Origin of the sequence: Streptomyces sp. CBMA29 (assembly GCF_014596445.1) — a bacterium.
Lineage (GTDB): Bacteria > Actinomycetota > Actinomycetes > Streptomycetales > Streptomycetaceae > Actinacidiphila.
In genome coordinates, this window is the sequence record NZ_MECL01000062.1 from 73,523 (window position 1) to 97,743 (window position 24,221).

At 70.3% G+C, this 24,221-nt stretch carries 20 protein-coding genes; 10 read left to right on the plus strand and 10 right to left on the minus strand.

Annotation, left to right across the window (positions count from 1 at the left end; all coding sequences use genetic code 11):
- Positions 1–9: 9 nt before the first annotated feature.
- Both BGM09_RS09295 and BGM09_RS09300 read right to left on the minus strand, forming a co-directional pair.
- A complete protein-coding gene (locus tag BGM09_RS09295) occupies positions 10–453 on the minus strand; it encodes a BlaI/MecI/CopY family transcriptional regulator (RefSeq protein WP_317452608.1) in 444 nt (147 codons plus the stop codon).
- A 33-nt stretch (positions 454–486) separates the two neighbouring features.
- Entirely contained in the window at positions 487–1,287 is an 801-nt protein-coding gene (locus BGM09_RS09300) for a polysaccharide deacetylase family protein (RefSeq protein ID WP_411158281.1), read from the minus strand.
- A gap of 413 nt (positions 1,288–1,700) precedes the next feature.
- On the opposite strand from BGM09_RS09300, the gene BGM09_RS09305 reads away from it, so the two are divergent.
- The 7 genes from BGM09_RS09305 to BGM09_RS09335 all read left to right on the plus strand — a co-directional run bounded on the left by BGM09_RS09305 (position 1,701) and on the right by BGM09_RS09335 (position 9,476).
- A complete protein-coding gene (locus BGM09_RS09305; RefSeq protein WP_188280993.1) occupies positions 1,701–5,282 on the plus strand; it encodes a choice-of-anchor D domain-containing protein in 3,582 nt (1,193 codons plus the stop codon).
- Positions 5,283–5,591: 309 nt separating this feature from the next.
- Complete coding sequence (locus tag BGM09_RS09310) at positions 5,592–6,032, plus strand: hypothetical protein (protein WP_223186561.1); 441 nt, start codon at positions 5,592–5,594, stop codon at positions 6,030–6,032.
- Positions 6,029–6,835 carry a transcriptional regulator gene (locus tag BGM09_RS09315; protein ID WP_188280995.1) on the plus strand — a complete coding sequence of 269 codons (807 nt, stop codon included), beginning with the start codon at positions 6,029–6,031 and terminating at the stop codon, positions 6,833–6,835. The genes BGM09_RS09310 and BGM09_RS09315 overlap by 4 nt, the downstream gene beginning before the upstream one ends.
- A gap of 103 nt (positions 6,836–6,938) precedes the next feature.
- Positions 6,939–7,340, plus strand: coding sequence for a roadblock/LC7 domain-containing protein (locus BGM09_RS09320; protein ID WP_411158282.1), 402 nt, complete (start codon positions 6,939–6,941; stop codon positions 7,338–7,340).
- Between the two features lie 134 nt (positions 7,341–7,474).
- Positions 7,475–7,849, plus strand: a complete 375-nt coding sequence (locus tag BGM09_RS09325; protein ID WP_188280997.1) for a hypothetical protein — start codon at positions 7,475–7,477, stop codon at positions 7,847–7,849.
- A gap of 252 nt (positions 7,850–8,101) precedes the next feature.
- The gene (locus tag BGM09_RS09330; RefSeq protein WP_188280998.1) at positions 8,102–8,548 is read left to right on the plus strand and encodes an ATP-binding protein; all 447 of its coding nucleotides are present in this window, start codon (positions 8,102–8,104) and stop codon (positions 8,546–8,548) included.
- 157 nt (positions 8,549–8,705) lie between these two features.
- Complete coding sequence (locus BGM09_RS09335; RefSeq protein ID WP_188280999.1) at positions 8,706–9,476, plus strand: beta-glucanase; 771 nt, start codon at positions 8,706–8,708, stop codon at positions 9,474–9,476.
- Between the two features lie 15 nt (positions 9,477–9,491).
- Here the strand turns inward: BGM09_RS09335 and BGM09_RS09340 are convergent, their stop codons facing one another.
- Both BGM09_RS09340 and BGM09_RS09345 read right to left on the minus strand, forming a co-directional pair.
- Complete coding sequence (locus BGM09_RS09340) at positions 9,492–9,827, minus strand: STAS domain-containing protein (RefSeq protein ID WP_188281000.1); 336 nt, start codon at positions 9,825–9,827, stop codon at positions 9,492–9,494.
- Positions 9,828–10,053: 226 nt separating this feature from the next.
- Positions 10,054–10,440, minus strand: coding sequence for a MerR family transcriptional regulator (locus tag BGM09_RS09345; protein ID WP_188281001.1), 387 nt, complete (start codon positions 10,438–10,440; stop codon positions 10,054–10,056).
- A 183-nt stretch (positions 10,441–10,623) separates the two neighbouring features.
- Here BGM09_RS09345 and BGM09_RS09350 point away from each other — a divergent pair, with 183 nt between their 5' ends.
- From BGM09_RS09350 to BGM09_RS09360, 3 genes are all read left to right on the plus strand, one after another.
- A complete protein-coding gene (locus BGM09_RS09350; RefSeq protein WP_188281002.1) occupies positions 10,624–11,562 on the plus strand; it encodes an alpha/beta hydrolase family protein in 939 nt (312 codons plus the stop codon).
- Between the two features lie 156 nt (positions 11,563–11,718).
- On the plus strand, positions 11,719–12,795 hold the full coding sequence (locus BGM09_RS09355) for a LacI family DNA-binding transcriptional regulator (RefSeq protein ID WP_188281003.1): 1,077 nt from the start codon (positions 11,719–11,721) through the stop codon (positions 12,793–12,795).
- Positions 12,796–13,174: 379 nt separating this feature from the next.
- The gene (locus BGM09_RS09360) at positions 13,175–16,666 is read left to right on the plus strand and encodes a discoidin domain-containing protein (protein ID WP_188281004.1); all 3,492 of its coding nucleotides are present in this window, start codon (positions 13,175–13,177) and stop codon (positions 16,664–16,666) included.
- An 89-nt stretch (positions 16,667–16,755) separates the two neighbouring features.
- On the opposite strand, the gene BGM09_RS09365 is transcribed toward BGM09_RS09360, so the two are convergent.
- The 6 genes from BGM09_RS09365 to BGM09_RS09390 form a co-directional block, all read right to left on the minus strand.
- A complete protein-coding gene (locus tag BGM09_RS09365; RefSeq protein ID WP_188281005.1) occupies positions 16,756–17,997 on the minus strand; it encodes an alginate lyase family protein in 1,242 nt (413 codons plus the stop codon).
- A gap of 150 nt (positions 17,998–18,147) precedes the next feature.
- Positions 18,148–19,086, minus strand: coding sequence for a carbohydrate ABC transporter permease (locus BGM09_RS09370; RefSeq protein ID WP_223186546.1), 939 nt, complete (start codon positions 19,084–19,086; stop codon positions 18,148–18,150).
- Positions 19,083–19,985 (minus strand): sugar ABC transporter permease, encoded by a 903-nt coding sequence (locus BGM09_RS09375; protein WP_317452609.1) that lies wholly within the window; start codon positions 19,983–19,985, stop codon positions 19,083–19,085. The genes BGM09_RS09370 and BGM09_RS09375 overlap by 4 nt, the downstream gene beginning before the upstream one ends.
- A gap of 34 nt (positions 19,986–20,019) precedes the next feature.
- On the minus strand, positions 20,020–21,351 hold the full coding sequence (locus BGM09_RS09380) for an ABC transporter substrate-binding protein (protein WP_188281006.1): 1,332 nt from the start codon (positions 21,349–21,351) through the stop codon (positions 20,020–20,022).
- 303 nt (positions 21,352–21,654) lie between these two features.
- Entirely contained in the window at positions 21,655–22,719 is a 1,065-nt protein-coding gene (locus BGM09_RS09385; RefSeq protein ID WP_188281007.1) for a LacI family DNA-binding transcriptional regulator, read from the minus strand.
- A gap of 124 nt (positions 22,720–22,843) precedes the next feature.
- Positions 22,844–23,851: a hydroxyacid dehydrogenase gene (locus tag BGM09_RS09390; RefSeq protein WP_188281008.1), complete on the minus strand. Its 1,008-nt coding sequence runs from the start codon at positions 23,849–23,851 to the stop codon at positions 22,844–22,846.
- Between the last annotated feature and the right edge of the window lie 370 nt (positions 23,852–24,221).

The following is a 24,221-nucleotide window of genomic DNA, read 5'->3' on the forward strand; positions in this document are numbered from 1 at the left end:
CCGGCGTCGTCAGGGTCGGCGACCGCGCGGGCGCCGCGCCGGGCGGGTGTCGGGGGCGGTGCCGGTGGCCTGCTCCGAGGCGTGATCGCGCAGCAACTTCTCCAGCAACTTCTCGTCCTCCGCGGGCAGTTGCGAGACGAAGCGGGCCAGGACGGCCGCGCGGTCGCCGCCGGCTTCCAGCAGGTCGCGCATGCCGGCCGCCGCGTGGCCCGCCTCGTCGCGTACGGGGGAGTAGAGGTAGCCGCGCCCGGCGCGCTCGCGGGTGACCAGGCCCTTGTCGTGGAGGCGGGTGAGGATCGTCAGGACGGTGGTGTAGGCGGGCTCGCCCGCGACCTGTTCGCGTACGGCGCCCGCCCCGGCCGGCTCGCCGACGGCCCACAGCGCCGCGAGGACTTCGCTCTCCAGCTCGCCCGGCGCGCGTCGCCCGGCGGCCGGGCCTTCCTGCTCGGCCACGCTTCCCGCTCCTTCGTAGAAATCCTCACGGTACTACGGCACGACGTGGCCGCCCCGGCCCCGCCCGCCCGACCAACCGGCCACCGCGGGCCCCCCGTGATCGCGCAACGGGCCGACCGTCAGGCCGCGTTCCTGACAGAAGTCGAGAAGGCGGGGGAGCGCCCCGAGCGTGTTGCGCCACGACCCGGTGGCGCCTGCGCAGTCGGAGTCGTGGAGCAGGACGGTGCCGCCGCCGCGCAGGTCGCGGGTGACGGTGTCCAGGACGGTCCGGGGCGTCGCGCGCCCGCGCCAGTCCTCGCCCCAGGCGGTCCACAGCACCGGTGTGAGCCCGAGGCGGCGACAGGCCAGATGCGTACCCGCGGTCATGACGCCGTACGGCGGGCGGTAGAGCTGCGGCGCGCTGCCGGTGAGGCCGCCGACGAGGTCGCGGGCGCGGGCCAGGTCCTCGTACGTGGTCCAGGGGCCGCGCAGCAGTGCGGGCCGGTGGGTCCAGCCGTGGACGGCGACCTCGTGGCCCGCCTCGTACATCTCCGTGACGAGGCCGGGGGAGCGGACGGCCATCGAGCCGAGCAGGAAGAACGTGGCCCGCACGCGGCGGGTGTCGAGCAGCCGCAGGAAGTGCGGCGTGGACAGGTGGTCGGGGCCGTCGTCGAAGGTGAGCGCCACACTGCCGGGCCGTCCGCGCCCCGACAGGCGCGGCATGAGCCAGTTGCGCAGCGGCCCGAAGGTCGACAGCGCGGGCCCGGCGTACGCGGCGGCCAGCGCGGACGCGGCCACCGCACCCGTGCGCAGGACGGTACGGGCGACGATCCGCCGGTCGGAATGAGGAGTCACGGTGATCGGCCTCCTTGCGGGCGTGGGCAGCGGGAGCCGGGCATGCCGGACCCGCGCCCCGCGGTGACCTCGGCGGACGGCCCCGGCCGGGGGCTGCCCGTGAATCTACTACACGTTGTAGAAGACGGACGAGGGTGCCCGGCGGTCAGGGTGAGGTGCCCGCGGTCGGGCGGCGACCGGGCCGAGCGGTGACGGTCTCTCGGATCCAAGGGCGGGCAACATTGGATCTTGCGAGAGAAAGTAGAGATTGAGCAAAGATAAGTTCGTATATTGCGGCACCGTGTCCACGACATTACGGTTCCCCTTGCGCCGTCACCTCGGCTGCCCAGCTCCGCGTCACCTCGCTTCCCCATGCCCTCGTACGGCTGTCGCACGGCGCAGGTCCGGCATTCCATGTCGAAAAGGAGCAGACGTTGTTCCAGCCCATCAGATCCCTGAGGCGAACCATCGCCGTGGGAGGCACCACCGCGCTGATCGCCGCCGCGGGCGTCATCGCCCTCGCGGCCCCACCGGCATCGGCCGCCGCAGCCACCGGCGGCAGCGGCGCGAGCCTTCCCTACGTCGAGGTGCAGGCGGAGAACTCCGCCACCAACGGCACGGCCATCGGCCCGAGTTTCACCGCGGGACAGCTCGCCGACGAGGCGTCGTACCGCAAGGCGGTGACCCTGTCGGGCAGCGGCAAGTACGTCACCTTCACCACTCCGGTCGCCACCAACTCGATCGACTTCCGCTACAGCATCCCCGACGGCTCGGGCGGCTCGGTCTACACCGCCCCGCTGTCGTTCGCCATCAATGGCGCCGCACAGCCCGACTTCACCCTCACAGACGCCTATAGCTGGTACTACGGCAGCTACCCGTTCACCAACACACCGGGCAGCAACCCGCACCACTTCTACGACGAGGCCCACCGGCTGCTCCCGCAGACGTATCCGGCCGGCACCACCTTCACCCTCCAGACCAGCGGTTCCAGCGCCGCCACCACCCTCGACTTCGCCGACTTCGAGCAGGTCGGCGCCGCCCTCCCGCAGCCGTCCGGCTCGGTCTCGGTGACCAGCCAGGGCGCCGACGCGACCGGCGCCGCCGACAGCACGGCCGCCTTCAACGCGGCGATCAACGCGGCGGGCCCCGGCGGCACGGTGTGGATCCCGCCGGGCACCTTCAAGATCCCCCGGCACATCACGGTCAACAACGTCACCGTCACCGGCGCGGGCATGTGGTATTCGACGGTGACCGGCGCGGCGCCCGGCTTCTACGGGCTCGGCGAGCCCGACAGTTGCGGAGTCGGCGGCAACCGCGGGGTGAGCGCCAACGTCCACCTGTCGAACTTCGCGATCTTCGGCCAGGTCGGCGAGCGCAACGACTGCGACCAGGTCAACGGCATCGGCGGCGCGATGAGCAACTCGACCGTCTCCAGCCTCTGGATCGACCACATGAAGGTCGGCGCCTGGATGGACGGGCCGATGGACAAGCTGACCCTCAGCGGCCTGCGGATCCGTGACACCACAGCCGACGGCGTCAACTTCCACGGCGGAGTGACCAATTCGACCGTCACCAACAGCGAGATCCGCAACACCGGCGACGACGGCATCGCCACCTGGGCCGACGCCGCGCTCGGCGCCGACGCCAACGACACCATCTCCGACAACACCGTGGAGACGCAGATCCTGGCCAACGCCATCGCGATCTACGGGGGCCACGACAACACCGTCAGCGGCAACCTCGTACGGGACACCGGCCTCGCCCAGGGCGGCGGCATCCACGTCGGGCAGCGCTTCACCTCCACCCCGGTCGGCACCACCACGATCTCCAACAACACCCTGGTCAGGGCGGGCAGCCTCGACCCGAACTGGCAGTTCGGCGTCGGCGCGCTGTGGTTCGACGGCAGCCAGGGCGCCATCACCGGCCCGATCAACGTGACCAACGCGCTGATCCAGCAGAGCCCCTACGAAGCGGTGCAGTGGGTCGAGGGCACGGTCAGCGGGGTCAGCCTCAACAACGTGACCATCGCGGGCGCCGGCACCTTCGCCCTCCAGGAACAGACCGGCGGCGCCGCGAAGTTCACCAACGTCACGGCCACCGGCATCGGCGCCGGCTCACCGATCTATAGCTGCGAGGGCAACAACTTCACCGTCACCGACGGCGGCGGCAACTCCGGCATCAGCGGCACCCCCTTCTGCGGCGGCTTCCCCGCCCCCGTCTTCCCGCCCTACCCGGCGGAAGGGGTGACCGCCAGCCCGAGCGCGCTCAACTTCGGCTCGGTCGCCACCGGTTCGACCAGCGCCGCCCAGACCGCGACGGTCACCAACCCGACCGGCTCGGCCGCCTCCGTCTCCGCCATCACCGCCGGCGGCGACTTCTCACAGACCAACACCTGCGGCGCCTCCATCCCGGCCAACGGCTCCTGCACCGTCAGCGTGAGATTCGCGCCGACGGCGACCGGCGCGCGTGCCGGGACCCTGACCGTCGGCGCGGGCGGCAACACCAGCACGGTCGCCCTGTCCGGCACCGGCACCGCGCCCGGCCCGATCCTGGGAACCAACCCGGCGAGCCTGTCCTTCGGCGGTACGGTCGTCGGCGCGACGGCCGCCCCGCAGACCGTCACCGTCACCAACTCCGGTACCACTACGGCCACCGTCTCCGCCGTCGCCGCGACCGGCGACTTCACCCAGACCAACAACTGCTCGTCGCTCGCGGTCGGTTCGTCCTGCGCGGTGACCGTCACCTTCAAGCCGACGGCCGGCGGCACCCGTAACGGCACGCTGACACTGACCAGCAACGCCAACAACAGCCCGACCACGGTCGCGCTCAGCGGCGCCGGAATCGACAGCGGCACCGACATCGCCGCAGGCCGGCCGGCCACGGCGAGTTCCGCCAACGGCACCTTCGTCGCGGGCAACGTCACCGACGCGGACGCGTCCACGTACTGGGAGAGCGCCAACGGCGCCTTCCCGCAGTGGGTCCAGGTCGACCTCGGGCAGAACTACGCCGTCGGCAAGGTGACCTTGCGGCTCCCGCCGTCCACGGCGTGGGCGACCCGAACCGAGACCCTGTCCGTACAGGGCTCCACGGACGGCACCTCGTTCAGCACGCTGTCGCCGTCCGCCGCGCAGACCTTCGACCCGAGCGCCAACAACAACACGGTGACCCTCACCTTCACCGCGGCCACCGCCCGCTACGTACGGATCAACGTCACCGCCAACTCGGGCTGGAGCGCGGCCCAGTTGTCCGGCCTCCAGGTCTACCCGAGCGGCGGCGCCAACCCGACGTCCGCGACCTTGTCCGTCACTCCGACCTCGCTCACCTTCGCCTCCCAGGCGCCCGGCACCACCAGCGGCGCGCAGAGCGTGACGGTGACCAACACCGGTACCGCCACCGCGTCGATCAGCTCGGTCACCGCCTCCGGCGACTTCTCGCAGACCAACACCTGCGGCACATCGCTCGCGGCCAACTCCAGTTGCTCGGTCGCGGTGAAGTTCACCCCCACCGCCTCCGGTACCCGCACCGGCACCCTGACGATCAGCGGCAACGCCTCCAACAGCCCCACCACCGTGGCGCTGACCGGCACCGGCAGCGGCACGGTGAGCACCAACCTGGCGGCGGGCAAGGCCACCGGCGAGTCCAGTCACTCCGACGTCTACCCGTCCTCCAACGTCACCGACGGCAGCCAGAACAGCTACTGGGAGAGCGCCAACAACGCCTTCCCGCAGTGGGTCCAGGTCGACCTCGGCTCCGCGCAGAGCGCGAGCAAGGTCGTCCTCCAGCTCCCCGCGGGCTGGGGCGCCCGCAACCAGACGCTGTCCCTGTCGGGCAGCACCGACGGCAGCGCCTTCACCACCCTCAAGCCGTCTGCCTCCTACGCCTTCGACCCCGCCTCCAACAACACGGTCACCCTCACCTTCACCGCGGCCACCGCGCGGTACTTCAGGGTGACGGTCACCGCCAACTCCGGCTGGCCCGCCGGGCAGATCTCCGAATTCCAGGTCTGGAACACCTGACCCGGGCTGACCTCCTCCGACCCGGCCCGCCCTGGCGGGACGTCCCTGAGCACAACCGGCCCGGCCCCTCGCGCGTGTTGCGCGAGGGGCCGGCGGCGTGGCGGGGACGGCGAAGAAGCGCGGACGGCCGGGCAGCGGGGGAGCATCTTATGCCCGCGACGGTCATGTACCGCTGGAAAATGCCAGAAGTCCTTCGCGCGAGTGCCACCGTGCGTAACCTGACGGTCACTGCCGATCCGTCGGCGGGCCAACAGGGGCCTCACGGAGGGGAGTCGGGTGTCCGGGATAGACGAGTGCCTGCATGAGGCCATGACGCTGCCGGGAGCCCGGGGCGCCGCTCTCGTGGAGTGGATCAGCGGGCTCTCCCTCGGACAGGTGGGAGACGCGCCGGGCGGTGACCCCGAGACGGCGGCGGCCGAGACCGCGGAATTCGCGCGCATGGCCGTGGAGCACTCGGCGTTCGAACCGGCGGAATCCCTCGGCTTACCGCAGGGCGCGACCACGGGACCCGCCGCGCCCGCCGCCCGCTCAGGACCCGCCGCCCCCTCAGGACCCGCCGGCACCGCCAAGGGACTGCCGGTCGAGGACGTCATCGTCGTCACCCGCACCGGCTACCACCTGCTGCGGTTCGTCGAAGCACCCTTCGACGGCGGGGTGTTCCTGCACCTGTGGCTCGACCGCGAGCACGCCAACCTCGCCCTCGCCATGATGCGCGTACGCGACCTCGCCGAACGGCTGGTGCTGGCATGACCGGGCCGCTGTCACCCATGCTGCTGCGCCTGGCCGAGGAGGGCGCGACCGGCGCGCTGCTCCGGGACAGCGGCGCGCTCTACCTCGCGGACGGCGTCGTGGTGCACGCCGAGAGCCCGGCCACCCCCGGCATCGACGTCCTGCTGACCGCCGGTGGCCGACTGCCCGTCGAGGTGTGGCAGGAGGCGGTGGACGCCGCCGGAGCCCGCTGCCGGACCGCCCGCCATCTCCTGGAGCACCGCAGGATCTCCGCCGCGGAACTGGAGATCAGCCACCTCGGAGCGCTCTACGACGCCGCCTTCTTCGTCCTCGCCGCGGGCAGCGGCCCCACCCGCTTCCGGCACGGCGTCGTCCACTGGTTCGGCCCCGTGCGCCCGGTGCGGGTGGCCGAGGTGGAGCGCGAGACCCGCCGCCGCCGCGGACTCCTCGACGCCCTGTGGCCGTATCCGCAGCTCGACACCGCACCCGTCGTACGGCGCAGGGCCGCGTGCCTGCCTCCCGTACCGCGTCGGCAACGCGCCCTGCTGGACCTGGCGGACGGGGTACGCACCCCGTCCGCCATCGCCACCGTGCTCGGCCGACCCACCTTCCACGCGCTGGTCGACGTACGGCGGCTGGCCGCCGCCGGGCACTGCGAGACCCCGCGGCGCGCGGCACCGCCACCAGGGCAGGGGCGGCCACCGGGACGGGCACAGGAATCCGCATCCGCACCGGCCACCGCGGACCGCGCCGGGGACCTGCCGGGACCTCCCGACGTCGGCACGCTCCGCAGGGTCCTCGACGCCTTGGAGGCACGACCGTGAAGCGCACTCCCGCCCGCAGGACCGGGACCGCACAGACATGAGGCGCGTCGTGCGACAACGCGCCGACAAGAAGGCCGGAAGGAGAGAGGAGAGAAGGAATCTGATGGCGCAGGAGGCCGAGATACGCGAGGAACTGCGGCGGCTGCGGGCCCGGCTGCCGCACGCGACGGGCGCGCTCGCCGCGGGCGTCGACGGCATGGTGCTCGCCCAGGAGGCGGACACCGTGGAGGCCGAGGGAGTGGCGGCCCTCACCGCCGCCGCGCTGGGCGTCGGCCTGCGGCTGACCGACACCGCGTCCCACGGCCCCTTCCGCGAACTGCTGGTCCGCGGCGAGCGGGGATACGTCGCCATCTACGCCGCGGGCACCGCCTGCGTGCTCACCGTCCTGGCCGGACCGCAGGTCAACGTCGGCCGGCTGCACATGGAGGCCCGCCGCTCCGGCGCGCACATCGCGCACCTGGTCGACGGCGACCCCGAGCCACGGGAGGACGCCCCCACACCATGACCACCCGACCCACCCGGACCGGCGGCGCCCGGCACCGCGCGCCCGCCGCTCCCGACGCGTCAACCCCATCGACCCCATCGACCGGATCCACCCCAGCACCGCACACGCACCGACCGGAAGGAAGCCCAGCCATCATGGCCAACACCGAAACCGCCCTCAAGGACGCGATGACCTCGGTCGACGGCGTCATCGGCGTCGCACTCGTCGACTACACCAGCGGAATGGCGCTGGGCACCCTCGGCGGGGGCAAGGAACTCGACCTCAACGTCGCGGCGGCCGGCAACACCGACGTGGTCCGCGCCAAGGCGCGCACCTTGGAACTGCTCGGCCTCAAGGACGAGATCGAGGACATCCTCATCACCCTGGGCTCGCAGTACCACCTGATCCGGCTGCTCAAGGGCCGGGGCAAGAACGGCCTCTTCCTGTACCTCGCGCTCGACAAGTCCCGCGCCAACCTGGCGATGGCCCGGCACCAGTTGAAGCGGATCGAGAACGACCTGGAGGTGTGACGGGGCCGCCTGCGCCCGTACGCCGTCGGCCGCGCCCACCGGGCCGCGCGGAGCGGCCGTCCTGCCGGGCGGCCGTCTCCGCGTGACATCCGCCCGCGGCCCGCTCGCAGCCAGGACGCAGCCCGTTCGAGGCCCGCGTCCGCGGCCCGCGTCCGGCCCGGAAGGAGAACACGAAAAAAGGTGGGTGTGAAGCGACCGGGGTGGGGCAGAAGGACTGACGGTTGTGCCGGACAACCGGACAGGGGCAAGAACATGGGTTCCAGCGCGGTGGCCGTGAACGGTCCGCATCAGCAGGCCGGGCAGGACATCTGGGCAGGTGCCGCGTACGACGGCGAGACCGGATCGATCGCGGCGGCACGCGCCTTCACCGCCGACTTCCTGGCCGGTGTGACGGGCGGACGCGCCCAGCCGATCCCCGCGGTCGTCGTCGCCGACGCGCAACTCGTGGTGAGCGAACTGGTGACCAACGCGTGCAAATTCGCGCCCGGTCCCTGCGCCCTGAACCTGGAGATCCAGGGCCCGGATCTGGTGATCACCGTATGGGACACCGACTCGTCGATGCCGCTCGCGCGCGCGGCGGAGCCCGGCAGGATCGGCCAGCACGGCCTGGAGATCATCCTCGCGCTCTGCGAGGGCTTCGACGTCCGGCGCGAGCCGGTGGGCAAGCGGATCAAGGTGCGCGTCGCCCTCGGAGCGTGAGCGCCTGACCCGGTCGGGGGGCGTGGGCTGAGGCGTCACGCGCCGCCCGCGCATCCGTACGCTCCTGTTCGCGAACCGCGCGGTGATCTTCACTGGGTACGGAGCGAGCTGCCCGCCTGAACTCTCGGCCGGATCTCGCCGAGCCACCAGGAGCACCGTGACCACCGGCCAGGACGCGGCTCAGCCGCCCCCGCAGCAACCGACCCCTCATGACCCGCCGCAGGCCCCGCCCCACGGTCCGCCGCCGCCCCGCCGCCCCCGGCGCGTGGTCTTCGACGCGCCCTTCACGGACCGCACGGCCTGGGCGGCGGGCCGCACCTCCGCCTACCCGGAGAGCGGCAGCAATTCCGGCGACAACAAGCTCGACCAGATCGGCCCCGCCTACGCCCCCACCGCCAGTGGCGTCTTCCGCGCACGGCGGGCGGCGGGCGGCCTCTGGCACACCGACCTGGTGTCGACCGAGTACGCCCCCGGCGGCTTCGAGCTGCTGCCGGGCGACGAACTCACCGCCACCTGCGTGGTGCACGCCCCGCAGGGGGCCTGGCCCGCGATCTGGACCTGGGGCCGCGACAGCGACGCGGGCCGTCCCCAGCCGGGCCACGGCGAGATCGACCTCTTCGAATACCACCCCACCAACCCGCGGCTGCTCGAACTGTCCAACCACGTACGCCCCGGCGGGTTCGAGGCGGCCGACGTGATCGCGCCGGGCCGCCCGTTCGCGCTCCGGGTCCGCTTCGACGCCGACGACGTCTGCTGGTCCATCGACGACAAGGTCGTCTTCCGCGACGGCCACGGCGTCGGCACCGACTGGCGCGCCTGGCCGGTGGTGAACATCAGCGTGTCCGCGGGCGCGTACGGCCACACCCCGCCCGACGCGCGCACGAGCCTGCTGCACTGGGAGTGCGCCGGACTCACAGTCACCCGCTGATCCGGACCCGGCGGCTCACGCCGTCGCCCGCAGCGCCTCCTCCGCCGTGGAGTACACCTTGAGTACGCGGTCCACGCCGACGATACGGAGCAGCCGCGCCAACTGCGGCGGCACGGCGGCGACTCGCAGGTCACCGTGCTGATTGATGCTCAACAGCAGATTGAGGAAGCTGGAGTCGGCGAAGGTGATCCCGCTGGCGTCGAGCACCAGCACCCGGCCGGCCTCCGCCGCCTCGGTCAGCTCCTGCCGCAGCGGCCCCAACGTGTCCGCGTCGAGGTCGCCGTGCGGGGTGACAATGCGCGGGAGGTCGCCGACGACCGGGTCCCTATGCGCGTCGTGGTGTGTCGACATATGACAAGTATGTCCAGCGTCACGGGGAAGAGGAAAGAGCGGATCAGGGCGAACCCGAGTGCGCCCCCACGGACGCGCGCCGGTGGAGCCCGACACCAGATCAGAAACTGATCGCAAGCAGTCGGAACCCGTCGGAAACCGCTGGGCCCACGGCGGCGGCGGACCGTCCGCCGGGCGGCACGGGCGTGGACGCCCAGGCTGCCCTCGCCCCGGCCTCCGGCCGGTGTCACCGCTGGCCGGAGGTGTCCTGCCGACAGGACACGCCGGTGCGCAGATTCACGGAGGCGCCGGCGATGACCGAGTCGAGCCGGTCGCGGGTGTGTGTCAGATCCGCGATGTGCCGGTCGATCTGATCACGCTCGACCCTCAGACGATCCAGGAGCTCGGGCGTGGCCCGGCCGTCGATGACGCAGGGCGTGAGCGCGGCGATGGTCTTGCTGGACAGACCTGCCGCGTACAGCTCCCGGATCAGACCGATCCGGTCGACCGCGGCCTCCGCGTAGTGGCGCTGGCCGCTGTCGCTGCGCTCGGAGACCAGCAGATCCTGCTCCTCGTAGTACCGCAGCGCTCTGGTGCTGACGCCCGTGCGACGAGCCAGTTCCCCAATGCGCATGTCCCACTCCACGTCCGTGCGATCCGCGTCACAGCCACTTGCCTTTGACGTCGACGTCAGGTTTTAGCGTAACCAATGCGCCCTTCTCCCGGAGCTTCCTCCCGAAGCTTCCTCCCGGAGGTCCCCGCCTCCTGGCCGCGCCCCCTGAGCCACCGCACGCCCGCGCATCCGAAAGAGACACGCATGATCAAGTATCAGTCGACCGGCCTCACCGGCCCCGCGTCCACTCCGACCGTGGCGGTCAAGCCGCTCGTCCTGCCCGCGCCGCACCGAGGCGCGGACCTGCGCGTACGGATCTCCGCCCCGGTCACCGGCACCCGTCTGCCGATCGTGCTGTTCGCGCACGGCTTCGGTTCCGATCTGGACGGCTACGCGCCGCTGGTCGACCACTGGGCCTCGCACGGCTTCGTGACCGTCCAGGCCACCCATCTGGACTCCAAGCGCTTCGGCCTCGCCGGAGACGACCCCCGTACGCCCGACCTGTGGCGCTACCGCGTCCAGGACCTGAAGCGCGTCCTGGACGGACTCGGAACGCTGGAGGCGTCCGTGCCCGGCCTGGCGGGCCGGACCGACCACAGCCGAGTCGTCGCGGCGGGACACTCCTTCGGCGGTCAGACCGCGGGCATCCTGGTGGGGCTGCGCGTCAAGGACCCGCGGACCGGCCTCGCCGAAGACCTGTCCGACCCCCGGGTCATGGCCAGCGTCCAGCTCGCCACCGCGGGCAAGGGCGGTGCGGAACTCACCCCCTTCGCCCACGAGCACCTTCCCTGGCTCCGTGACCAGGACTTCTCCCACATCACCGCCCCCGGACTCGTCGTCGCGGGCGACAAGGACGACCTTCCCCTCTCGACCCGGGGCCCGGCGTGGACCACCGACCCCTACACGCTCAGCCGCGGCGGCAAGAGCCTGCTCACCGTCCGCGGCGGCGAGCACTTCCTCGGCGGCATCTCCGGCTACCGGTCGGCCGAGACCACCGACGAGGACCCCGGCCGCGTCGCCCTCGTCCAGCAGGTCACCCTCGCCTATCTGCGCCGCATCACCGGTGACGACCACACCGACTGGGAGACGGCCCGCTCCGTCCTCGCCGCCGCCCACCCGCTGGGACACCTGGAGTCCAAGTAACCCCGCGGACGTACGGCGCCCGGTCGGTCCGAACGCGGGTGGGCGCCCGCGCCGAGTCCCGGTGACGGCCTGGGCCCGACCGCGCGATCGGATAGCGTTCCACCGTCGTACGGAGGCGGGCGGGTCGATCGCCGGCCGGGGACGGGAGCGATACCGGTGGACGAACAGCAGGACCTCACCAGGCCGAGGGGATCGCGCCGGAACACGATCCGGGACGTCGCGGCCCGCGCGGGAGTGTCCGTGGCGACCGTCTCACGGGTGCTCGCGGGGAACTACCCGGTGTCGGCCGACACCCGGGCCCGGGTGGTGCGCGCGGTCACGGAACTGGACTACGTCGTCAACGCACATGCCAGGTCCCTGGCCGGAGTCGGGACGGAGGCCGTCGCCATCCTGCTCGACGACATCACCGGGCCGTCCTTCGCCCACATCGCACGGGGCGTGGAGGAGGAGGCGTCGGCGCGGGAACGGCTGTGCCTGGTGTGCACGACGCACGGTGACCCGGAGCGCGAGCTGGCGCTGGTGGACCTGCTGCGTCAGCAGCGCGCCGCCGCGGTGATCCTGGTCGGCGGCGCGCACGACCTGGCGGAGTACCAGGTGCGGATGGCCAGGTTCAGCCGTTCGCTGGAGGCCGCCGGGTCCCGGCTCGTGCTGGTCGGGCGGCCCCGGCTGGATTCCGACGCGTCCGCGACGGTGGTCGACTACGACAACGAGGGCGGGGCTTTCGCCATGACGAGCCACCTGCTGTCGGCCGGGCACCGCCGGATCCTGACGCTGCCGGGGGCGGAAGGTCTCACCACGGCGCTCGGACGACTCGCCGGTTACCGCCGGGCCCTCCGGGCGCACGGGGTCACCGAGGACCCCGGCCTGGTGATGCGCGGTCCCTACAGCCGTACCTTCGGGCAGCTCGCCGTCCGCGAGGCGCTGGCCAGGGACACGTCGTTCACCGCCGTCTTCGCGGGCACCGACATGGTGGCCTCCGGCGCTCTGGAGGGGCTGCGCGAGGCGGGAATCGACGTGCCGGGCGAGGTGTCGCTGGCCGGGTACGACGACATCCCGCTGGCGACGGACCTCCACCCGAAGCTCACCACCGTCCACGTTCCCTATGAGGAGATGGGACGGACCGCCGTCCGGCTCGCGCTGGCCAGGCGCGACCGCGAGCTGGACGACCACGTCGTCCTGGGCACCCATGTCGTGGTCCGCCGCTCCGTACGGTCGCCGGGGCAGCAGGTATAGCGCGACGGGCCGGCTCGGAGCCGCCGTACAGCAAGCGTTTTCTATAACTTTTCCGTCTCACGGACGGGGGGCTGACGGTCCGCCAGGCCCCCCGGCGCGACAGGTCATCCGCCGGGCCTGGCGCCGTCACCTGCCCGTACGGTTCCCGGCCGGTGGGCGGGGTGCGCGTGCGCCGCTTCCCGCGGGAGGACACGGCGGCACCCCCGAAATTTTCGGACATTCCGCAGCCTTGACGGGCGTTGCCCCCGGCGTTCACTCTTCGTGCCAGAGCCATGGGGAAATGTGATCGAAATCGTTTACCTCCGTTGGTTCTGCCCCTCTGGTCGGGCATGCAGAAAACGTTTACTACCGACTTGTCGTCGAACAAGGAGAATCTCGTATGCGGCACTCAACGCCGACAGGCGGACGAACGCGATGGTGGTCGAGCCTGACCGTCATGGGCGTGCTGCTGGCGATCTTCGCCTCCGCGTTCCCCGCGGGGGCGGCGACGCCCGCACCCGCGGCCGGCGCCTTCCCCGCCGTGGCTCTCAACCAGGTCACCAGCAGCGCCGGATTCGTCCACCCGGGCATCGCGGTGACCGCCCCGAGTCTGCTGCTGACCCGCCGTCAGGTGGCGGCCGGTGTGGAGCCGTGGGCCTCGTACCACTCGGCGATGCTCGCCACCAAATACGCGTCCCGCACCCTCGTCCCCGTCAACCGCGGTTCCCAGGCCGACACCCCGCAGACGGACGCGTTCAACTCGCAGGGGGTGGAGTCGAAGTTCATCGAGGACGCCTTCGGCGCCTACACCCAGGCGATCCAGTACTTCCTCACCGGTGATCCCGTGTACCGCGAGAACGGTATGCACATCATCCGCACCTGGTCCCACATGGACCCGGCCGCGTACGCGCCGTACCCCGACGACCACATCCACGCCGGCATCCCGCTGATGCGCATGCTCGCCGCCGCCGAGATCTTCCGCTACTCCAGCGTGAACGCGGGCACCGACGGCTACGACACCGCCTGGACCGGCGCAGACACAGCGGCGCTCACCACCAACCTGGTGACGCCGGTCATCAAGACGCTGCTGTACGGCAACACCTTCTTCATGAGCCAGCAGCCCTACCCGCTCGTCGGCGAACTGGCCGGCTACCTCTTCACGGACGACAAGGCGGGGTACGACCAGGGTGTCGAGTGGTTCTCGGTCAACTCGACCAACCCCAACTCCGACACCAACGGATCGCTGCTCTCCCTGATCCGCCGCATCAGCGCCAACGACCCGCTGAACCACTACGGCCACTCCTTCGTGCAGGAGCAGGAGATGGGCCGCGACCAGGCCCACGCCTGGGACGGCGTCAACGCCCTGACCGAGATCGCCCGCATCCTCACCGTGCAGGGCACCCGGCTCGACCCGGTCACCGGCACCACGTCGACCAAGAAGAACGCCGTCTCCCCTTACGCCTTCGGTGACAACCGGCTGCTCGCCGGAACGGACACCTTCTACGCGTACATGATGGGCAGGACAGTCCCCTGGATCGACACCACCGGGGGTCCGGGCAAACCGTCGGAAGCCTACCGGGGACGGCAGTTCGACCCGATCGACGAGTTGTACAACATCTACAAGTACGACGTGGGCGTCAACGTCGAGAAGAAGGCCCCCAACGTCGCCGCGATGCGCGAGCAGGCCGACGGCCCCACGTTCTACTGGGGCACGGGCGCGTACAACTTCTGGAACAGCAACCCCGATTACAACCCCGACTACTGGCTGTCGCTGCCCAAGCAGGCGGCAGGGCAGACCCGGCCCCGGCAGAGCGACCCGCTCGTCCAGGTGGCCCATCGCAGCATCGCCCTGGACAACCGCTCCGAGCGGCGCACCGACAACGGACACGACATCGTCCGGATGCGGGCGTCGAAGAAGGGCGCCAGCATCGCCGTCCGCACCCTGATGTACGACAGCCGCGACGGATACAGCCCCGTCGGCGTGCTGATCCGCACCAACGGCCCGGCAACCCTTGAGATCCGCAAGGACATGTCGCTCGCCCCCTACCACAGCGTGAGCCTGCCGGACACGCACGGCCAGTGGCGCTACATCACCTACGACATGGACTACGCCGTCCTGCCCGGGAGCACCGGGGGCGAGAACCTGGCGTACTACACGGTCGTCGGCTCGTCGAACGTCAAGGTCGACCTCGACAGCGTCAACCTCCAGGCCAAGGCGCAGCTCAGCCCGCCGACCTTCCCGCAGGGCGGGCGGACCACCGTCATCGGTGTCGTCGGGGCGACCCTCGACCGGTCGCTCGCGGCCACCGACTCGGCGGGCTCCGCCCTCAGCTACGAGGCGCCCGGCCTGCCCAGGTCGGCCACGGTCAACAAGACCACCGGGGCGCTGAGGTGGAAGCCCGCCCGCGCCGAGGCGGGCACCGCTCACAAGACCCTCGTGGCCTCCGACGGCACGGTCGACACGGTCCTGAACATCGACCTGGTCGCCGCACGCGACAGGTCGGACGCGCTGAAGGCGGCGCAGTCCGGATACGACGCGAAGACGACGTATGTCCGCGCCACCCTCGACGCGTTCAACGCGGCCGTCGCCTCGGTGAAGGCGACCATCGGCACCGCCGACGACAGCACCTTCCTCGCGGGCCTGGCCACCGTGCAGAGCGCCGTGCGGGGACTGCGCCTGCTCAACCCCACCCTCGCCGACGACGGTTCGCTCGACTACCCGTCGCTGGCGACCTCGTCACTGTCCGGCACGGCGCTGGGGAACATGGTCGACGGTGACGTCAACACCTTCTCCGGCGACCTGAAGGCTCCGTTCACGGTGGACTTCGGCGCCGGATTCCGGGTCCAGGCCGCCGCGTTCGGCCTCCGGGCCCGGTACAACTTCGCCAACCGCTCCCAGGGCGCCAACGTCTACGGCTCCAACGACGGCCAGAGCTGGACCCTGCTGACCTCACGCGAGACCACGAACACGACCCCGGGCTTCGAGACGGAGACGATCCCGGTCCGCGCCGAGGTCCAGAACCAGTCCTTCCGGTTCTTCAAGGTCCAGGTCGACCACCCGGGAGTGCCCACCGACCCCAGCTACCCCGGACTCTCGTCCTACAGCGAGCTGCGGATCCACGGTGTCCGCTCCGAGACGGCGCAGGCGCTCTCGTCCGTCACGCTCTCCTCCGGCAACCCCGTCGCGGGCCAGGCCGTCAACGGCGACACCGTGACCCTCGACCTGGCGGCCACCGAGCCCCTGGCGTCCGTGGACGTCCGTATCGAAGGCGCACCCGCGACGGTCACCGGCGTGGACGCCGAACACTGGAAGGCCACAGCGGTCCTGCCGGAGAACGTGGACTTCGGCCGGGCCCTGCGCTTCACCGTCGACTACACGACGGCCGGACACCGGACCGGCTCGACGGTCTTCGGGACCACGGACGGCTCCTCGCTGCAACTGTGGAACAGCCACGTCGTGGCCACCGCCGTCTCGCGCGACTGGGTCGACGCGTCCACCCCGCAGTGGCCCGGCACGGGTACCACCGCGGCCAACGGCTGGCGAATGTTCGACGGCGACCTCGGCACCGCCACCGACACCACGACCGCGAACGGCTGGGTGACGGTCACACCGACCGACGGCTCCGCGCTGGAATTCGACGCGGTACGCGTCCACGCCCGGACGTCCTACGCGAACCGCGCCGACGGCACGGTCCTCCAGGGCTCCACCGACGGCGGCGCCACCTGGCAGACCTTCCTGACCGTGTCGGGGGTGACGAGCGACCAGCCGTGGTACCTGTTCACCCTGCCGAAGCACCAGTCGGCCACCGCCCTGCGGGTGCTCGACGAACACGGCGGCGGCGCCAACCTCGCCGAGGTCCAACTGCTGCGGTTCGACGGGCTGCCGCGGTGACGACCGCATGAGACGGAGCCCCGCCGCACCATGGGGAGGATGGGGCGGCGGGGCTCGGGGGGACGCGTGGCCCAGGCGTCAGAGGCGGCTCACTTGGCGTACATCAGGGTGCCGAAGCCGAGTTGGTCGAAGCCTCCGCTCGTGGTGCCGTAGTCGCCGCCCCCACCCTCGGGGCGGCCCTGCGCCGCCATGGCGGCGATGTTGGGCACGGAGAGCTTCTGGCGGCCCGCGTAGTGGTAGTAGAGCTGGTCCCACACGGGGCGGACCTGGCCGCGGGAGTCGGGGGAGATCACCGTCTGCGACATCTGCGCGCAGTTCTGGCCGGAGCCCCAGGTGTAGGTGGTGAAGGGGACGGAGTCGCCGAGGTTGTACTTCGCGACGTACTCGGCGGCCTTCATGAAGCGGTTGCCGCCGTAGCCGTAGAGGTCGTCGCCCTGGCTCCAGGCCATCTCGCAGAAGGCGCCCATCTGGCCCATGCCCATCATGGTGTGGCCCTGGTCGCGCCCCGACTCCTGCCACTGGGCGAGGCCCTGGCTGTCGTACAGGAAGGGCACGGCGTGGTTGACGGAGCCGTTGCCCGCGCCGTTCTTGAAGTAGTTGACGGCCCGGTCGTACTTGGCGCCGTCGTCGCACAGGACGGCGATCGCCAGGATCGAGTTCATGTTGCACAGATCCCAGTTCGCCCAGTAGTTGGTGACGCAGGCGGTGTTGTGGTTGAGCAGGAAGTCGTTGTTGAGCGGGTAGAAGACGTTGAGCATCATCGTCTTGAACCGCGCGAGGTCGAAGCCGTTGTAGTCGCGCATCAGCTCGGCGGCGTTCGCGAACTGGTAGCCGTAGATGCCCGAGGCCAGGAAGCGGTCGGCGTTGCCGTCGATCTTGGTGAGCTTGGCCGACCAGGCGTTGAGGATGTCGCGGGCGCAGTCGCCGTTGGCGGTGGTGCCCGCGATCTTCCAGCGCAGCGCGTTCTGATAGGCGGCGTGGATGTCGTTGTACAGGGTGCCGTAGTTCTCCGGGTAGCCGGAACCTCGGTAGACGGTGGCCTGCGGGTTGGCCACCCAGGAGCCGGCGGAGTGGGAGTTGGCGGTCAGCCGGTTCCAGCCGGACAGCCACGGCTCCTTGCCCTGGGCGACGTACACCTTGGCGCGGTTGAGCTCGCCGTAGGCGTGGAGCATTCCGGGGTGGGTGAAGGTCGCGGGCGCGGCGCTGGCGCTCCTGCCGGTCACAGCGGTGGCGGCGCCCCCGACGGCGCCGGCGGCGGCGAGCCCGCCTGCGGTCCGCAGCACGCTGCGGCGGGACATGCGATGCGAGTTGACGCTGGAGTCGCGGCTCATGTGCGTGCCTCTCCATTGTGGGGGGGGATCTGTGGGGGTGTGCTGCTCACGCCGTCGAAGCGTGTGACGGCCTCTCACGTAGTCGGTGGTCCGGTACCGGCTCGGCTTCCGCCGGCCGCCCGCGCTCGTACGGGCGGCCGTCCTCAGGGGCTACTTGAGGCTGCCGAGGGAGACGCCCGAGCGCCAGTAGCGCTGCATCGACACCAGGAGGATCACCATCGGGACGAGCGAGATGATCGAGCCGACCACGACCATGCCGGTGAGGTCGACGGAGGAGTCCGTCTTGACCTTCAGCCAGGAGTACAGGCCGAGCATGACGGTCCACTTCTCGCTGCTGCGCAGGAACACCAGCGGACCGAAGAACGAGTTCCACATCCCGACGAAGCCGAGGATGAAGATCGTCGCCGCCCCGGTGGACATCAGGCGGGCGCCGATGGTGAAGAAGATCCGGTACTCCCCGGCGCCGTCGATGCGCGCGGCCTCCAGCAGTTCGGGCGGGATGGCCCCTTCCGCGTACACCTTGGCCAGGTAGACCGAGAAGGCGTTGAAGAAGCTCGGGACGATGATCGCCGACGGGCTGTCGATGATGTTCAGATCGGTGAAGAGCAGGAACGACGGAATGGTGAGCAGCGCGCCCGGTACGAGGAACGAGCCGATGATGCAGCCCATCAGGAAGCCGCGCCCCTTGAACTCGTACATCGCCAGCGCGTATCCGCACGCCACGCAGATCACGGTCATGCCCGCGGTGCCGACGAAGCCGTAGATCAGGGTGTTCCGCATCCACGTGAGGTAGATGCCGTCCTGGTAGGTGAAGAGCTGCTTGAAGTTGCTCCCCAGGTGGACGGCCGAGAACCAGAGGCCGTTGGTGGTGTACAGGTCGCGCTGGCTCTTGGTCGCCGCGACGATCAGCCACCACACCGGGGCGAGGGAGTAGATCAGGAAGAGCGCCAGACCGACGAGGATGAGGGCCTTGGTCCGCGGGCTCTGCCGCGCGCCGCCGCCGTCCTTGTCCCGGCGCGAGCGTGTCGCCCTGCCCGGACGCCTGGTGCCCGCGGCCGGTCGGGTCGTCCTGTCCATGGTCGTCGTCATGAGGTGGGCGCCTTGTTCGTGAGCCGGTAGAAGATCGCCGAGGCGGAGCCGACGACGAGGGCGAGAATGATCGACAGGGCGGCGGCGTAGTTGAACTCGCCCTGGTTGAAGGCCCAGTCGTAGATGTCCATGATCGGCGTGAAGTCGCGGGTCACGGTCTCCGGAGTCATCGAGCGGAACAGCACCGGGTCGCTGAAGATCTGTAGGGTGCCGATGATGCTGAGCACCGTGGTCAGGACCAGGGAGCGGCGGACCAGGGGCACCTTGATCGACCAGGCGACGCGCCATTCCGAGGCGCCGTCGATCCGCGCGCTGTCGTAGATCTCCGGCGGCACCGCCCGCAGCGCGGAGTACACGATCAGCATGTTGAAGCCGATGCTGCTCCACGCGATGAGGTTGCCGATGGAGATCCAGATCATCGAGCCGCTGTAGAAGTCGGCGTTGATCCCGAGGTGCTTGAAGAACGGCGTGAGCGGTCCCACGGCCGGGCTGTAGATGTAGATCCAGATGAGCGTGGCGACGACGCCGGGGATCATGTAGGGGACCAGGAGCGCGATCCGGAAGCGGTTGGCGAGGCGCTGTGAGGCGGCGTCCAGCAGCAACGCCAGCCCCACAGCCGCCACTTGGATCAGCGGAATGCTGATCGCCGCGAAGAGCGCCACCCGACCGATCGCACCCCAGAAGTGGGTGTCCTCCAGCCCTTTGGTGAAGTTGTCGAGTCCGACGAACTTCACGGACTTCCCCCCGAAGCCCAGGCCGGAACTCTGCTCCTGGTACAGGCTCTTCTTGATCGCCATGACGATCGGCGTCACGGTGAAGAGCGCGAATCCGAGGAAGAACGGCAAGGTGAGCGAGGCGCCCTTGAGGGCCATCACCTTTCGCCAGCGCAGACGCGGCACGCGTGGGGACTGTTGGTCGACGGCGGTCACGTGATCAGCCCTCGACGTTGATGTGCTTCGACTTCAGATCGGCCACCGTGTAGGTCTGCATGTGCTCCAACGCCTGGCGGACCGTGATCTTCTTGGTGACGACCTTCGCCCACTGGTCCTGCAACTCGGCGAAGACGCTGGTGTAGTTGGGTCCCACGATCCAGGAGTCCTTGGCGCTCTTGACCGCCTTCAGGATGACGTCCCTGGCCTCGGGCTTGTACGTGCCCAGAAGCTTGTCGGGTACGGCGGAGTCCACCCACGGCGACGGGTCGGGGATCGCGCCCGGCCATGTGTACTGCTTGGTGTCCTTCTGGTACGAGGCGTCGATCGAGTCCTTGGAGGTGTTGAGCCAGACGCCCGCCTCGGTGGCCTCCTTGAGGTCGGCGCAGCCCTTCGGCACGAGCAGCCCGCTGTTGGCGTTGTGCGCCTGCGTGGTGAAGGAGGTCGCGTCGGAGAACTGCGGGTAGTCGATCGTCTCCCAGTCGCCCAGCGACTTCTTGTAGTTGGTCTCGTAGTTCGCCAACTGCCAGGTCTGCGTGGGCAGCGAGACCATCTTGCCGGAGTCGAAGTAGCTGATCAGCGCCGGACGGTCCATGTACGTCTGGTTGGCGACGATGCCGTTGTCCACGAGCTGCTGGATGATGTCGCCGGCCTTGAGGGACTCGGGCGACAGGAAGTCGACCTTCCACGTGTCCCCGTCCTGCCGGTACCAGGAACCGCCGTCCTGCTGGACGAGGTTGACCAGCGTGGACGGGTCCTCGCCCGCCAGGTTCATCACGTAGACGCCGTGCTTCTTGAGCTCCTTGCCCGCGGAGATCACGTCGTCCCAGGTCTTCGGCGGCTTGACGCCGTACTGGTCGTAGACCTTGCGGTTGATCAGCATGAACGAGGGGTTGAAGCCGGTCGGGATCGCGAAGTCCTTGCCGCCCGCCTGGATGGCCGGGACCGCGGAGTCGATGAAGAGGTTCTTCTTGATGTACGGGTCCAGGTACTGCGTGATGTCGGCGAGCAGCCCCTCCCCGACCAGTCCGGGAACCTCGGAGTTGTTCTTCACCAGACAGGGGACGTCCTTGCCCGAGGCCACGGCGTTGCGCAGATTCGCCATCGTGCCGGGGCCGTCCGCCTGCTTGACGACCTGGATCCTGACATCGGTGTGCGTCGCGTTGAACTTGGCCGCGACGGGCTCAGTGATCTTCGTCTCGTCCCAGGTCCACCACTTGATGGTGACCGGGCCCTTGGCCGTGGAATCCGAGTCGCCGCCACTGCCGCAGGCGACCAGGGCGACGGACAGCACCACCGCGGTTGCGGAGGCCACTGCGACCTTCTTGCGGTTCATGAAACCCCTCCTCGGGATCCGGGCGTGGAGTGCCGATCCGATCCGCTCCCGGACCTGCCGGGCAGTCGTAGAAATCGGTCTCTATGGAAGCTAGAGGCACGCCAGCGGTGAGGCAAGATGTCGAGCGGGAAAATCCTCTGTTACCGGCAACTTCCCTGTAAGGGCGAGGGTTGGTCTATGCCACAGGGCGAGCGCCGAGTCTCGATCTCATCTAGAGATCGATTTCTACGCGTGCGGGGCATGCCTCGGCCGGGGCCCGGGGCATGGAGGTGCCCGGGACCCCGTGCGGGGGTCATACGGCGGTCAGCGGCCGGAGTACCGGGTGGAGTCGCGTACGACGACATGCGTCCCGAACACCTGGTGCTGGCTCTCGGGGAACTCCTCGCGGTGCAGGGCGAGACGGACCGCGGCGCGGCCGAGCTCCTCGTGCGGGACGTTGACGGTGGTCAGCGCCGGAAACACGTCGAGGGCGGTCGGGATGTCGTCGTAGCCCGCCACGGCGACGTCCTCGGGCACCCGTACGCCTTCCTCGCGCAGTGCCTGGAGCGCGCCGGCCGCCACCATGTCGGTACCGGCGAACAGCGCGTCGAATCCGGTGCCGGACGCGATCAGCTTGCGCGTGGCCTGGTAGCCGAAGCCGCGGGAGAAGACGCCGTCCACGATCAGCGCCGGGTCGTGCGGCACACCGAGCATCTCGTGGGCGCGGACGAACCCCCGGATCCGCTGGGTGCTGGTGGACAGGCCCGGCACTTTGCCCAGGTAGACGACCTGGCGGCGGCCGGAGCTGAGCAGATGGGTGGTCATGGCGAAGGCGCCGCCCTCGTTGTCGTAGTCCACGACGGTGACGGGCACCCCTTTGCCCAGCGGCCCCCGGCCGACCAGGACCAGCCGCGACCCCGCCCGGTCCAGGGCGTGGGCGAAGTGCGTCATCTGGTCCTGGTACCCCTTGTCCTCCCAGCCGCCGCCGACGACGATGACGGCGTCGGCGCGCTGCTCGCGCATCGTCTCCACGACGGCGAGGACCCGCCGCGGGTCGCCATGGGTGGTGCACAGCATGCACAGCCGCCCTTCGGCTGCGGCCTGCTCCTCGACGCCGCGCGCGATGTACGCGTAGAACGGCCCGGTGACGTCGTCGACGACGAACGCCACGGTCTTGTTGGTGGACCCGCCCAGGGCGCGGGCGTGCGCGTTGACGACGTAGTCGAGTTCGCGCATGGCGCGCAGGACCCGGGACCGGGTCTCCTTGGCCACCGGATAGGTGCCGCCGAGGACGCGGGAGACGGTGGACGCCGAAACGCCCGCACGGGCCGCGACATCACGCACCGTGGACGACTCGTGATTCGACGCTGTCCCCGTGTTCTTGTCCACGTATCGGTTCCCTCCGCCACCGGTGGCTGCGTACCTGCTCACGATAGTGGACAGCGGGGGATCGGCACCGGCGTGGTCTCCGCGTCCGCGCCCCGCGCCACCGGGGCGGCGGCGGGCGTCACCGTCATGCGGCGCGGTCCAGATCGGCGGGGTCCACGCGGTGCGCGAGCGGGAGTCCGGCCAGCAGCCGCTCCAACTCGTCGGCGACGTACTGGCCCATGCGGCGCACCTCGTTGCCCTGGGAGCCGGCCAGGTGCGGGGTGAGGAAGGCGTTCGGCAGGTCGAAGAGCGGCGAGCCGGCCGACAGCGGTTCGGGTTCGGTGACGTCGAGTACGGCGCTGATCCGGCCCCGCCGCAGTTCGGTGACGAGTGCGTCGGTGTCCACCAGGCTGCCCCGGGCGGTGTTGATCAGCACGGCCCGCTCCGGCATCAACTCCAGCTCGCGGCGGCCGATCATACGGTGCGTCTCCGGGAGCGCGGGCGCGTGCACGGTGACGATGTCGCTGGTGCGGAGCAACTCGTCGAGCGGCAGCAGCCGTACGCCCAGGGCCGCCGCTTCCGACGGGCCGACGTACGGATCCGCCAGCAGCACCTGGAAGTCGAAGGGCCGCAGCAGCTCGATCAGCCTGCGGCCGATCCGGGACGCCCCGACGATCCCGACCCGGCGACCGAAGTTGCCGATGCCGGGCGTGATCTCGGCGATGGTGAAGGTGCGCTGGGCGCGGTAGCGCTCGCGGGCCGCGAACAGGTCCTTACCGGCCAGCATGATCATGCCCAGGGTGTACTCGGCGACGGGCAGCGCGTTGGCGGCCGAGGCCGACGAGACGACGAGCCCGCGGTCCCACCAGCCCGAGGCCATGATCCCCTTCACCGACCCGCCCGCGTGCAGGACGGCGCGCAGGCCGGGGGCCGCGTCGAGCACCGTGTCGTCGATGTGCGGACAGCCCCAGCCGCTGAGCAGGATCTCCGCCCCGGCGAGGGCCCTGCGCGCCTGGGGTGTGTGGAAGTCCTCGGTGACGAGGACGGGGGAGATGTCCACCGAGGTGCGGAGCCGGTCCATCAGGTCGGGTGGGTAGACGCTGTTCAGAACCTCGGCGCTCATCGCGAACAACGCCACGGGACGCTCGGACAAGACAGTGGCCTCCAGTTTCGGAATCGTTATAGCAACCGATCTCTACGCTAGGCCGCAGGAGATGAGAGGGTCAATGGTTCGACACCCGGATCATCGGCTCGACCAAGGGGGTTGTGTCATGGCGGGCGCCCCATTTCACTGGTCTCGTACAGCGACCGGTTTCTAGACGGCCAGCTTCTAGACGGCCAGCTTCTATACGGCCGGTTCCTAGACGACCGGTTCTGGATCGGTCGGCTGAGCGACGGCCGCAGATGCCAGGACACCACCGAGGAGAACGATGAGCACCGTCCAGGGCCCCGGCCCCGCCGCACACGGGGACGTCTCGCACGGGGACGTCCCGCACGGGGACGTCTCGCACGGGGATGTCCCG